Annotated in this window: 10 protein-coding genes; 4 read left to right on the top strand and 6 right to left on the bottom strand. The window is 49.6% G+C overall.

The genetic code is table 11. The features are described from left to right. Positions 1–13 precede the first annotated feature (13 nt). Positions 14–1,078 (bottom strand): GGDEF domain-containing protein, encoded by a 1,065-nt coding sequence (locus ACQ5ES_RS06915; protein ID WP_445015193.1) that lies wholly within the window; start codon positions 1,076–1,078, stop codon positions 14–16. Continuing rightward, positions 1,059–3,071, bottom strand: a complete 2,013-nt coding sequence (locus ACQ5ES_RS06910) for a S9 family peptidase (RefSeq protein WP_445015192.1) — start codon at positions 3,069–3,071, stop codon at positions 1,059–1,061. Before ACQ5ES_RS06910 ends, ACQ5ES_RS06915 begins: the two co-directional genes overlap by 20 nt. A gap of 111 nt (positions 3,072–3,182) precedes the next feature. On the opposite strand from ACQ5ES_RS06910, the gene ACQ5ES_RS06905 reads away from it, so the two are divergent. Next, a complete protein-coding gene (locus tag ACQ5ES_RS06905) occupies positions 3,183–4,961 on the top strand; it encodes an SLC13 family permease (RefSeq protein WP_445015191.1) in 1,779 nt (592 codons plus the stop codon). Here the strand turns inward: ACQ5ES_RS06905 and fabR are convergent. After that, positions 4,927–5,550 carry an HTH-type transcriptional repressor FabR gene (fabR, locus tag ACQ5ES_RS06900; RefSeq protein WP_445015190.1) on the bottom strand — a complete coding sequence of 208 codons (624 nt, stop codon included), beginning with the start codon at positions 5,548–5,550 and terminating at the stop codon, positions 4,927–4,929. The genes ACQ5ES_RS06905 and fabR overlap by 35 nt on opposite strands. A gap of 199 nt (positions 5,551–5,749) precedes the next feature. Here fabR and ACQ5ES_RS06895 point away from each other — a divergent pair, with 199 nt between their 5' ends. Both ACQ5ES_RS06895 and ACQ5ES_RS06890 read left to right on the top strand, forming a co-directional pair. Beyond that, positions 5,750–6,886 carry an acyl-CoA desaturase gene (locus ACQ5ES_RS06895; RefSeq protein WP_445015189.1) on the top strand — a complete coding sequence of 379 codons (1,137 nt, stop codon included), beginning with the start codon at positions 5,750–5,752 and terminating at the stop codon, positions 6,884–6,886. Positions 6,887–6,937: 51 nt separating this feature from the next. Next, positions 6,938–7,948 (top strand): GNAT family N-acetyltransferase, encoded by a 1,011-nt coding sequence (locus ACQ5ES_RS06890; RefSeq protein ID WP_445015188.1) that lies wholly within the window; start codon positions 6,938–6,940, stop codon positions 7,946–7,948. A 3-nt stretch (positions 7,949–7,951) separates the two neighbouring features. Here ACQ5ES_RS06890 and ACQ5ES_RS06885 read toward each other — a convergent pair whose 3' ends face one another. From ACQ5ES_RS06885 to ACQ5ES_RS06875, 3 genes are all read right to left on the bottom strand, one after another. Next, positions 7,952–10,291, bottom strand: a complete 2,340-nt coding sequence (locus ACQ5ES_RS06885; RefSeq protein ID WP_445015187.1) for a Tex family protein — start codon at positions 10,289–10,291, stop codon at positions 7,952–7,954. Between the two features lie 74 nt (positions 10,292–10,365). After that, complete coding sequence (gene greB, locus ACQ5ES_RS06880) at positions 10,366–10,860, bottom strand: transcription elongation factor GreB (protein ID WP_445015186.1); 495 nt, start codon at positions 10,858–10,860, stop codon at positions 10,366–10,368. Between the two features lie 40 nt (positions 10,861–10,900). Further along, positions 10,901–11,422 (bottom strand): cytochrome b, encoded by a 522-nt coding sequence (locus tag ACQ5ES_RS06875; RefSeq protein ID WP_445015185.1) that lies wholly within the window; start codon positions 11,420–11,422, stop codon positions 10,901–10,903. A 158-nt stretch (positions 11,423–11,580) separates the two neighbouring features. Between ACQ5ES_RS06875 and ACQ5ES_RS06870 the strand changes: the two genes are divergently transcribed. Further along, complete coding sequence (locus tag ACQ5ES_RS06870; protein ID WP_445015184.1) at positions 11,581–13,248, top strand: acyl-CoA dehydrogenase family protein; 1,668 nt, start codon at positions 11,581–11,583, stop codon at positions 13,246–13,248. Positions 13,249–13,334: the final 86 nt, after the last annotated feature.

Below are 13,334 nucleotides of genomic sequence, written 5' to 3'. Positions count from 1 at the left end.
GAGCGGGCTTTCTTTATTCTTGGTGGGCGTCACTAACGGTGCAGTTGCGGCCTTGTGCTTTGGCCTCGTAAAGAGCCTTATCGCCCCGTCTGATAATGCTGGAGGCGTCATCCTTGGCGCGATAGCTGGCGACGCCAAAACTTGCCGTTATGTGGATGCCATCGTGGAATTCAAACGCCGCGATGGTGTTACGGATACGTTCGGCATGCAGCACTGCCTGTTGACGCGTCTGCTCAGGCAGTACCAAGAGGAATTCTTCTCCACCCCAGCGCCCCGCGACATCGGTGTTACGAACATTGCCACGCAATAACTGGGCGAGCTCGATCAAGATCTTATCGCCAATCTGGTGGCCGTAGGGATCATTTACTTTTTTAAAATGATCGATGTCCAATAGTATGATGGAAAAATCGCGTTGCTCACGCTGAGCACGGCCTAGCGCACCACTTAACGCATGATCAAGTTTGGTACGATTGAAGAGACCGGTCAGGCGATCGGTAACCGCCATATATTCTAACCGTTGGCTATGTTTTTGCAGGAAGTGAAAAGCTTCAGCTCGGGTGCGTTCAATATGCCGTAGAATAATGATGAGCGCTGTTGTTGCTATCAGAATGTTCAACAATGAGTGAATAGAAAAGGGTGCAGTAGTCCAACCTGTTGATGCTTGTAAAAGGTAGAAAAAAATACCGCTAACGAAGCTTACACTGGCGATCAAACCCCATTTTCCCCCGAGTAAAAAGTAAGCAACTGGTGGGAAGGTAGCGAGCCAATAGAGAGCGTACGCTTGTCCTTGACTAAGAACTACATAAACGCAGATGACTAACGCAAAAATCCCAGTTACTAGCCAACTGATGACAACCACTGCGTTAGGCCCGCGTCGCAACCAGATGTAAAGACCGACTCCACAAACGAACAACAGGTATTCGAGTGCGACCATGATCGGATGCTGTTCGAAAAACTGATTAATGAGTGCGAGTAAAGGCGCCACCACCATGATCACCCATAGTAACGACTTTAGGAATTGGACCCGCCGGTAACGCGGGTCCAATGGTGAGTCAACGTTAGTTGATTTGTGCTGCATGTGGTAGCTCGTGTGCTGGTGCTTCAGTAGCACCCTCTTTCAAAAAACCATCCATCCAACGCATGAGGCGCATACTGTAATCGAGTTGTGCAGCCACGCGGCGGTTGCCGTGACCTTCACCCGGATAAAGCACGAGTCGGACAGGAACGTTGCCATGAGTTTTGAGATAGCGATAGAGCTCCATCGATTGACTTGGATGAACTCGGGTGTCTTCTTTACCATGCATAATCAAAATCGGCGTGCGAGCTTTTTCTGCATGATAAATTGGGCTGCGTTCCAGATACCACTGCCATTTCTCCCACGGATAACTCCGCGCGTGCACGGCATGCATTTCTTTGGCAATATCGGTGGTACCAAATTTGGAAATGTTATCGCTGATGCCAACGAACATGACGCTCGCCGCCCAGTGTTCGGTTTGTGCTGTGGCACCCCATGCTGAGGCGAAACCACCGTATGATCCGCCGGTGATACCGGCACGCTCGCCGTCAACGATGCCACGTTCTACGAGGTGACTTTTACCGTCAACAATGTCGTCAAACTCTTTACCGGCGTAATCGTTTTGGCCAAGTTTGGAAAACTCGACGCCACGACCAGTACTACCTCGGTAGTTCGGGAAGAAAAGCGCGTAACCCTGTTGCGCGGCGTACGTAACCGGGCTTGAATAACGATCCAACCAACCGTTGCTGTAATGTGATTCAGGACCGCCATGCACCACGGTGATTAGCGGATATTTTGATTCTTCCTGATAATCAGTGGGATAGACCAAAATACCTTCTAACTCGAGTCCATCACGTGCGTTATAACGGATGGTTTCCTGCTTTGGCATGGTGACTTCTGCTAACCACGGATTCGAGTCAGTGAGCCGGATCAGGTTTTGCATTTGCAAACGGAATAATTCCGTTGGATGTTCCGGTCGATGAGCTCGGGCGTAAACAGCTGACTGTCCTACGGTAGCCTCGATATCTACAACTATAGCTTTACCTGCTTCTAACAACGGTCGTGTTTCGAGCCATTGCATGGTGATTGCGTGAACTTCGGATTCGGTACCAATGTGCCCAAGATAAATAAGTTCATCATTATTGCGCCAATCGATGTCGCGTACATGACCCGGGTAATCAGGTAGAACGTTACGCACGGTGTTGGCATTTTGCAGGTCAAACACGAGTAGGCGTCCGGTCGCTGGGTCATTGTAATCAGCCGCAGCGATAACGGCCAGATAACGGCCGTCTGGAGAAAACTCGGCTTTACCTAATTTACCCACAGTAGCGAAGCTCGACTCTTCTACACCCGCGAAGGATATCAGCTGGTACTGACTACTCATGTAACTATCATCAACTAAAGATGTCGGAGCAGTTCGGAGTAACAATTGTTCTTGGTTTGGGCGGAAGGCTACCGAGAACACATGACGGTCATCGGTTAATTGCGCAGCGATTTGACTTTCAGCGCTGAGGTCAACGAACCAAGCGTGGGTAAACTCATTTTCTTCCTCGTAAACTTCAGCTTTAAAGCCCTTTTCCGCGAGCTCCTTTGCTTTTTTGTCGGCAGCGGTGCGGCCGGTAAAAGCGAGGTAGCGACCATCGGCACTCAGGGCATAGTTGTAAATGTTATTCTCATGCTCGAATACTTTTTGCGCCTCACCACCGTTCAGTGAAATTTTATACAGACTCGTGTGGTCATCATCATCGCGTTTACTGGTGAAATAAATCGTCTCACCGTGAATACTGACATCACTGATACCTTGTTTGTCAGTGATGAAAGGTACCGGCTTATTCTCGCCACGAACCACGTAAAGCTCAACGAAATTACCACCATCTTCGTCAACATAAGGGGTACGCGGTGTAACTTTGGTAAACGCGGCGACTTGACCATCTTCGCTGACCGCAAAACTACTAATCGACTGTGTGGTTACCGTTTCTTGCAGCGAGATGTCGCGCGCTGAAATGCTGAAACTTAATGCCGCACAAAGTGCTGTGAGACCTATCCGAAGGAACATCGTTTTCTCCTATACATGTTGTTTTTCTTCAACATAGTAGCAGTAAAATAGTTGACTTCCCACGAAATCAAGCCACTCTAACCTTTACCTAATTTAGTGAGGAAACATTACATGGCGGATCAAATCTGGATTGGCATTATTCTGATCACAGCTTTGGTACTTTTTGTGGTGGATCGCTGGCGCTACGACTTTGTCGCCATGGGTGCTTTGTTTGCTGCCTACATTGCTGACCTAGTGCCGCGCCAGGAGGTGTTCTCGGGGTTTGGTAACGCTGCTGTGATCACTGTGGCTGCCGTATTGGTTATTAGTCATGCACTATGGCGCTCCGGAGTCGTTGACTCGATGGCCGCTAGTGTAAAGAAAGTCGGTGACCGGGTCTGGCTACAGATGATCGTGCTTACTGGATTAACCACAATTGTGTCGGCTTTTATCAGTAACACTGGGGCTATGGCGATTATGATCCCAGTCGCCTTGCAGCTGTCGCGCAATGGCGCTGGACATGCGTCGTTGATGCTAATGCCTATGGCCTTCGGCTCACTGTTAGGTGGTACCATTACCATGATCGGTACGCCACCAAACATCATTATCGCGGATATTCGTGCCAGTCACGGGGCTGAACCCTTCGGCATTTTTGACTTCACTCCGGTTGGTTTGAGTGTTGCTGTCGCTGGTCTAGTGTTGATGTGGCTCACCGCTCACTTTTTGGTGCCGCGCAACAAGAGTCGCGACACCTCAAGTTCGCCCTATGATGTGAGTGCATATTTAACTGAGTTGTACCTACCCGAGGGCGCCAGTTTAATCGGTCATACGCTGTTTGAATTCGAATCTAAAATCAAAGAAAACTTTGCTGTGGTTGCGTTAAAACGTGGCAAACAAATGATTACTGCACCGCCACGCTATCAACGATTGAAGGCTGAAGATGTGCTTATTGTCGAGGCGGATGCAGAAACGCTGCAGCAAATAATTGATATTACTAAATTTGAACTCAACGCTGAGGAAGAGCTCGATACGCGATTTCTGGTCTCGGATGAGATAAAAGTCATCGAGGGTATCGTCGGCCACGATTCGCGGTTGATTGGTCGTTCAGCTTCAGATCTGCGCTTACGTCATCGGTTTGGCGTTAACGTTTTAGCGGTTGCGCGCGAAGGCCAACCCTTACAACCAAGCCTGTCAAATGTTCGGTTTAAACCTGGCGATGTATTGCTACTGCAGGGTGATGCCGAAGTACTCAATGATGTGTTCAATCGGTTTGGCTGTTTTCCGCTGGCACAGCGGAGCCTGCGGCTTGGCAGTAAACGAAAACTGATTTTACCCTTGGTAATTTTTGCGGCAGCAATAGGGTTAAGTGCATTTGGTTTGTTGAGTGTACCCGTCGCATTTTCGATGGCAGCAGGGGTGATGGTGTTAGCCAATGTTATCCCTATTCGTGAGCTTTACGAGCACATCGAATGGCCGATTATCGTATTATTAGCCGCGACCATTCCTCTGGGTAGCGCGTTGGAGCGGAGTGGGGCAGCAGACACCCTGGCAAATGTGGCGCTATCGATCAGTCAAGGTGCGCCCAACTTCGTAGCCTTAAGTTTGTTGTTGGTGGTCACTATGTTGCTGTCAAACATTATTAATAATGCCGCAGCTGCGGTTCTAATGGCGCCGATTGGTATCAGTATGGCCGAGACTCTTGGCGCTTCAATGGACCCATTTTTGATGGCGGTTGCAATTGGTGCGGCTTTACCGTTTTTGACCCCTATTGGTCATCAGTCGAACATTCTGGTTATGGGGCCAGGCGGTTACCGGTTTGCTGACTACTGGCGTTTGGGGTTACCACTATCGATAGTGATGTCGGTGGTCGCCGTGATTATGATTTCGTTGACTTGGCCAATGCACGGGTAGTTTCGGCACCCCGCGCGACCAGACGAACCTGAGCGATGGTCATTTCCAGTAGTTGCTGCCGCTCAGTGACTGAAGCATCGAGGACATCGGCACCAGCGCTGAATACAATACGCACAATGGCGTCCGCTTGCAGTTCAGCGAGTTCATGGCTGAACTGTTGCTCAGCCACTAAATAATCAGCGAGTTCGGCAGTAAAATGCTCAACCTCACGCTGCACAGCCAAACGGAATTCTTTGGAATTCCCTGACTTTTCCTGCAGTAATAAGCGAAAAATAGCCGTATTGTTGGCTACGAACTCCATAAAGGTTGTTACTGAGGCGCGCACTATGGAGCCGCCTTTTGCAATTTGCTGGCGCGACTGCCGCAGCAACTGACGCAGGGCTAAGCCACCTTCATCGACTAAAGTAAGTCCCAGTTCTTCCATATTTTGAAAGTGTCGATAAAACGAGGTCGGTGCAATTCCCGCTTCTCGGGTGACCTCACGCAGGCTTAGCGATGCATAGCCGTGTTCAGCACTAAGCTGATTCATCGCAGCTTGAATTAATGCGCGACGGGTTTTTTCTTTTTGCGCAGCGCGAATACCGGCCATAGATTGAACTTCCTCATCAGTTACGTTGCCTAACGTTTGCTAGCTGAATCGATTATGTCAGTGAACGTGTGTTCACGCAATTCATCGCTTTTTACCAAATAAACATTGCACCTTGAGTGGAATATCGGTAAATTCAGCGTACACATGTTCGCTAAATTAGATGATGCGCAACATGCCGATTTTTTTAGGTAGGTATTTTATGTCGAAGTCTCAGTCTGCTAAGCCAAGTATCATTTGGTTAAACACCCTCGTATTTGCCATCACCTTTACCGTCGCCGCCATCGGTGTGCCTTGGTATGGGTTGACGCACGGCTTCTCTTTCGGTTTATGGTTGGCGTTGATCGGCACCATCGGCTTCGCTGGAATCTCTATTACTGCCGGCTACCATCGCCTGTGGGCCCATCGTACCTATGACGCGCATTGGTCATTGCGCCTATTGTTCGCGTTGGGTGGTGCATTAGCTGTACAAAACAGTGCCTTGCATTGGTCATCAGACCATCGGGAACACCATAAGCACGTTGATGACAACGACAAAGACCCGTATTCGGCGAAGCGCGGATTCTGGTATTCGCACATTGGCTGGATGCTCCGTGAGTATCATGCATCGCGCTACCACGACTACAATAATGTGAAAGACTTACAAAAAGACCCGATCGTGATGTGGCAGCATCGCCACTATTTAGCACTAACGCTGCTGACCAGCATTGGTTGGCCCATTGCTATTGGCTTGATGCTGGGTGATGTCTGGGGGGCAGTCATTTTAGTCGGATTTGCCCGCTTAGTGATTAATCATCACACCACATTTTTCATTAATTCGCTGGCGCACATCTGGGGTAAGCAACCCTACACTGACCGCAACACAGCGCGCGACAACGGCTTTCTTGCTTTCCTTACCTTTGGTGAGGGCTATCACAACTTCCATCATATTTTTTCGGCAGATTACCGTAATGGTATTCGCTGGTGGCAGTTTGATCCGACCAAATGGTTAATTCGAAGTTGTTCATGGTTGGGTCTGACGCACAACTTAAAGCGCACTCATGGTTATCAAATTGAAAAAGCCAAAATCGAGATGCAGTTTAAAAAGCTGACCGCAAGAACGCCAATTCGCTGTGAAACAACCTTGCAAAAGTTACATGACGAGTACGATGCGTTGTTGCTACGTCTACGTGAGTACTATCAGGCGCGTAAACAGCTCCTCGATAATCGAACCAAGGCCTTGACTGAGCAAATGCCAACCTTGGACGAGATGCAAATCAAGGTCGCTGAATTACGTGCGGCGTTTCTTGAGCATAAGCAGCATTTCAAGATGTTATTGCGGCGTCCACAAGCAAATTAACCGTGTTATCATGCGGGCATCAGTTCCTCGTTAGACGAAATGGATGCTCGCATGGTTACAATCCGCCCCGCACAACATGATGATATTCCGGCCCTTCACGCGTTAGCAGAAAGCTGGCTGTTGAAGAACTTGCCGCATCCGGAAGATACCGGTTTTCTCATCTCGAACTTTTCTCAAGATAAATACCACGCCTACATTGATAGCGCCGAGTACTTCTGGGTTGCTGAACAAGACGGTAAACTTGGTGGTTTCCTGCTTGCGTACAGTAGTGAAGCTATTCAACCGGATGAAATCATTAACTCATGTCTACGCTATTCGGTCGCTGACCCCTTTACTTTGATTAAGCAAATTTGTGCCACGGGCGAAGTTCGGGGCGCAACGCGAGCGCTTTATGAGAAACTTTTTGCTGAGATGCGAACGGACGTGGCGTTGGCAGCGGTAGTTAACGAACCTTTGAATACACGGTCGATCGAGTTTCATCAAAAAAGTGGCTTTAACCATCTTTGGGATCTGCAGCCGCCGGCTGATTATGATGGCGTGGTACGCACCCGTTCAATCTGGTATTTCAGCAAGCAGCGCAAGCATCCACAAACCCGCATGGCGCAGTGCGATAAACATGAGTTGGTGCAGCACTTGATCGAAAAAGAGCAGGGCATTACCGCACTCTATACGCATGAGGATAATCTGAACTGGACGAAGCTGGGAATGCTGGTCACTTTTATGACAGCATTTATGACAGCCTTTGCGTTTCTGATTGAACGGCCACAAACACCGACCAACACCTGGACCGCGGTGATGCTGATCGCGTTCGGTTACGTTATCAACTTTTTGTTTTATACCAAGTTAAAATCGGGTCTGAAGTTTTTTGAGCGCCACAAGAAGACCTTGCGTCGATTTGATGAGGCTATAAATGCCATTATACCTTCGCTGCCCCACTTTCTTGACACCACCACCCGTAATCGCTCAGCGACAGTGCGGGTGATGGTGGCTTTACCTATTTTCAGTCTGGTTTTATGGACCGTATGTTCGGGCCTGCTAACCTACCGGTATTTTTTCAGCTAAGCGCTATTTCTTTGCTTTTTCGAAAGCATCAGCAAAGGCTGAGCCCATAGCTGAATTGCCTACCGGCGGCTGTTTTTTCGCTGGTGGACGCTTGCTAGCGGATTGCTGCTTCGGCTTGCTGGCGGTTTTGCCAGCGGCACCTTTGGCTTCAGTACCGGCGGCGCTGGTCACCTCGTCATGCAGACGCATGGAGAGGCTTATGCGTTTGCGTTGCACATCCACCTCAAGCACTTTTACTTTGACGATATCGCCGGCTTTCACCACTTCCCGTGGATCGCTGATAAAACTATCGGACAAAGCACTGACGTGCACTAAGCCATCCTGATGTACGCCAACGTCAACGAATGCGCCAAAGGCAGCGACGTTCGAAACAACTCCCTCAAGTGTCATGCCCGGACGTAAATCCTGCAGCGTATCAACACCGTCTTTGAAGCTTGCGGTTTTAAACTCAGGGCGTGGGTCGCGGCCTGGTTTGTCGAGTTCACGAATAATGTCGCGTACCGTAGGTAAGCCGAAGTTGTCATCGGTATAGGCTTGTGCATCGAGAGTTTTGAGAAACGCGCTATCGCCAATCAGCTGTTCAACTTGCTTGCCGTGATCAGTAGCCATGCGCTCGACCAATGGATAAGCTTCTGGGTGCACCGCAGAGCGGTCCAGAGGTTGTTGGCCATCCATAATGCGTAAAAATCCAGCAGCTTGCTCGAACGACTTTGGGCCCATGCGGCTAACTTTCAGTAGGCTTTTGCGCTCGGCAAAACGGCCGTTAGCGTCACGGTGAGTGACCATGTTCTGGGCGAGGGTTTTATTTAACCCGGCAACACGGGCGAGCAAGGCAACAGATGCAGTATTGACGTCAACACCAACGGCGTTAACACAGTCTTCAACTACAGCATCAAGGCTGTGGGCAAGCTGTGCTTGACTAACATCATGCTGATACTGGCCAACACCAATAGATTTAGGTTCGATTTTTACTAATTCAGCCAAGGGATCTTGCAAACGTCGCGCGATTGAGACCGCACCGCGTAGGGAAACGTCTAGATCAGGGAATTCCTGTGCGGCAAGTTCTGACGCCGAATAAACCGATGCTCCAGCCTCGTTGACAATAACTTTGCTGGCTTTCAGATCTTTGTCTGCTTTAAGTAAATCGGTGACCAACTTGTCGGTTTCCCGTGAATGCGTGCCGTTACCAATGGCAATAAGTTCAACTTTGTGTTGTTTACACATGCCGGCAATGGTTCGCATTGCTTTGTCGACTTGGTTTTGCGGCTGGAACGGAAATACGGTGTTGGTGCCTAGCACTTTGCCGGTGCTATCTACAACTGCAACTTTGATTCCGGTACGCACCCCAGGATCTAACCCCATGGTGGTTTTCGCGCCGGCTGGTGCGGCCATTAACAGGTCTTTCAAATTGTCGGCAAAGATCTTGATGGCATCAGCTTCGGCGCGTTCGCGCACGGTACCAAATAACTCGGTTTCCATGTGCAACAACAACTTGATGCGCCAAGTCCATTGAATGGTTTGCGTCAGCCATGCATCTGCGCCACGTGACGCCGGGCTGAACTGTAGATGGTCAGCGACGATTTGCTCACCGTAGCTACGGGCTTTTGGATCTTCCTGCTGCGGATCAGCATTTAGCTTGAGCTGCAGCATGCCTTCATTACGACCGCGGAACAGCGCCAAGGCACGATGTGAGGGGATTTTTTTAATGGCTTCACTGAACGCAAAATAGTCACGATATTTGCTGCCCTCGTGCTCTTTTTGGGGGGCGACAACGCTAGTGATTTCTGCATTATTCCACAGGTAAACGCGAACTTTCTTAAGTAAGCCAGCATCTTCCGCGAAGCGTTCCATCAAAATGAAGCGTGCGCCATCTAATACCGCTTTACTATCAGCAAAACCGGCATCAGCGTTGATATAATCAGCTGCGAGTGATTCGGGATCTTGTTCAGGGTTTGCGAACAGGCTGCTCGCTAATGGTTCTAGCCCAGCTTCGATGGCTATCTGGCCTTTGGTGCGACGCTTGGGTTTATATGGCAGATATAAATCTTCGAGTTCAGTCTTCGACTCAGTGCTGCGAATTTGTTGTTCGAGTTCTGGCGTGAGCTTTTCCTGATCACGGATGCTGGCCAAAATGACTTCACGGCGATCATTTAGCTCGCGCAAATAAGTTAAGCGCTGTGCGAGATTACGCAATTGGGTGTCGTCGAGGCCGCCGGTGGCCTCCTTCCGATAACGTGCGATAAAGGGTACGGTTGCGCCGTCATCGAGTAGCGCGATAGCAGCTTGAACCTGTTGCGAACTGACTGCTAACTCGTTCGCGATTTGCTGGGAAATCGAGCTCATGAATTCTCTCTCGTTTTGTTGAAAGCAAAAATGTGCGCGCCAGTATAGCAGTCATTGCGCGGACGGTGCGACCTCTAGATAGTCTCTGATTTGGTTCGTTGGTAAATAATAGCAGTAATGTGCCAAATACGAGTACCGGTCGGGGTGTGTACCTGAACTTCATCGTCAAGTTGTTTGCCTATGGCGGCCCGTGCCATCGGGGCATCGATTGAAATAACGAATTTATCATCGTAAATTTCATCAGGCCCGACGATGGTAAATTGTTTCTCGTTGCCGTCGTCATTCTGAATGGTAACCGTAGCGCCAAAAAATACTTTGCCTTCTTGCGCTGGTGCATAATCTACAACTTTTAAAGCTTCCAGACGTTTCCGCAAAAAGCGGATGCGTCGGTCAATTTGCCGCAACTTTTGCTTGTTGTACTTGTAGTCAGCATTTTCCGAACGGTCACCGAGACTCGCTGCCCAGGTAACTTTTTCTGTGGTTTCGCGGCGCTCGACACGCCATAAATGGTCGAGCTCCGCTTGTAATTTAAAATAACCTTTACGGCTAATCAGGTTGGTTCGCGCCATAGTGGACTTAACTTTGTGGACCAAACGCGAATATTAGCACTTATTCTTTGCCGTGCCCAAGCCGAGCAAAATGCCGAATAGCACCTAGCACGTGCAATACTAACAGGGTACTAAGAACTGGTACGGCAAGTGTTTTGTGAACAGTTTCTGCTGTTTCGTGCAGGGTCTCGAGTTCGCCGCTAAAAGGTGAGGGAATCGTGAATAACTGAAACACTGGGATACCTTCGCCTTCGGTAAACAAGTACATCGGGCCGCTAATAACCAGACCCAGTAGGGTTAGCAATAAAGCGATATGCACCACACGACTAAGAACACGTTCCCAAAATTGTTGATGTGAGGGTGCTTTGGCGAATCCTTCAAAAATTCGAACCCCAGCTCGCCAGAATACAAATACAGCAGTCAAAAAGCCAAAACTAAAATGCCAGGGCATGATGTAGTTTTCGGCTGCGTCGGTCGGTGCGTGATTGCCGACCAGTCCCAATGTCAGCATAATTGTAACCAGAATAAGTGTTATCCAGTGATTGATAATACTGTGTGTACTGTAGCGAGTTGCGGTTTTCATAACGACGTCCTTTGCGTTGGAGCATTATTTACGTGAGTTTAACCATGGCCGAATTTTTAAATTAAGCCAAACTTAACTTAGACTTTTAGTTGAATACTCACTATCTTGTTGACCTATATCAACTGGTCAGATGAGTTAAGGGTTAGTCGAGGTGATGTATGACGAATTGGCAACAAGCAGAACGTTTTATGGCAACGACTCACGAGGTTGAGAACCAGCCGCCAGCATTGGAAAACTATAATCTGTTTACTCGCGATACAGCGTTGCAAGAGGCACTAAAACGGGAAGGAGCGAGCTGGGCTGAGGCTTCGGTTTACTCGGTGGGGGAGTTGGCAGGTCGGGCGGACACCATTCGGTTAGGGTTCCAGGCCAATGCCAACACGCCACAGTTTGAGCCTCAGGATCGCTTTGGTCATCGTGTCGATCGGGTCGACTATCATGATGCCTATCACCAGTTAATGACTGTTGCGACGGAGCATGGCTTGCACGCCTCACCTTGGGCTGATCCTAAATCTGGTGCTCACGTCGCACGAGCAGCTAAGTACTATCTACATACACAGGTTGAAGCTGCCCACGGCTGTCCTATCACTATGACGTTTGCTGCGGTACCGGCATTGCAACATCAGCCGGATCTGGCGAAGTATTGGCTACCCAAAATTTTGCACAACAGCTACGATCCACGCAATGTGCCGGATACCGAGAAACAAGCGGTAACTATTGGAATGGCCATGACGGAGAAGCAGGGCGGTTCTGACGTTCGTGCGAATACCACTCGTGCCTACCCAGTGAAAAAAGGAGGACCGGGGCAGCCCTATGAGTTGGTGGGACACAAGTGGTTTGTTTCAGCTCCCATGTGCGATGCGTTTTTGGTGCTGGCGCAAACCAACGCAGGTCTCAGCTGCTTTCTATTGCCGCGTTGGCGCCCAGACGGCGGTAAGAATCCATTACAGATTCAGCAACTCAAAGACAAAATGGGCAATGTCGCCAACGCTTCCAGTGAGGCCGAGTTGCGCGGTGCCATGGCGTGGATGGTGGGTGAAGAAGGTCGGGGTGTACGGACGATTATCGAGATGGTGGCGATGACTCGCTATGACTGCATGATCGGCTCTGCTGCTGGAATGCGTCAGGCCACGGTACAAGCAATGCACCACTGCCAACATCGTGCTGCGTTTGGGGCGCAGCTAATTGATCAGCCCCTGATGCAAAATGTGCTCGCTGATCTAGCCTTAGAAAGCGAAGCCGCGATGACACTGACGATGCGCATGGCACGTGCCATGGATAATCAGCAAGATGAACATGAACGTGCATTAGCGCGTATCGCCGTGGCAGTGGGGAAATATTGGATCTGCAAGCGCACTCCGGAACATGCCTATGAAGCGATGGAAGTGATAGGCGGCAGCGGTGTCATGGAGAACTGCATTATGCCGCGCTTGTATCGGGACGCGCCAATTAACGCAATTTGGGAAGGTAGCGGTAACGTTCAGTGCTTAGATGTATTGCGTGCCGTACAAAAGCAACCCGAATGTTTCGCGGCGTTATTAACAGAGCTAAATCGTGCTAAGGGCAGCCACGCGCGACTTGATGCCGCAATAGCTGTTTTACCGCAGCGTCTGGAACAAGCGCAACAGCAACCATTTTTTGCGCGTCAATTGGTCGAGCTTATGGCCCGTTGCATGCAAGGAGCACTATTGCAGCAACATGCGCCAATTGCGGTAGCCGACGCTTTTTGCAACTCGCGCTTGGGCGCCAGCGAGCACCTGGGGTATGGCAGGTTAACTGATGCAGCAGCTGCCAAACAGATACTGGTGCGGGCCTGGCCCCAGTAACCAGCAAAGTTGAAGAGCGAGGTCCATTTGCCCAATAAAGCTGCACAGACATGGGTGTTAAGCATCGGACTAAAAAAACATTTGGA

It is taken from the genome of Pseudidiomarina xizangensis (assembly GCF_052541995.1).
The sequence above is the reverse complement of the archived record's forward strand: the minus strand, read 5'-3'. Positions and strand labels throughout refer to the sequence as shown.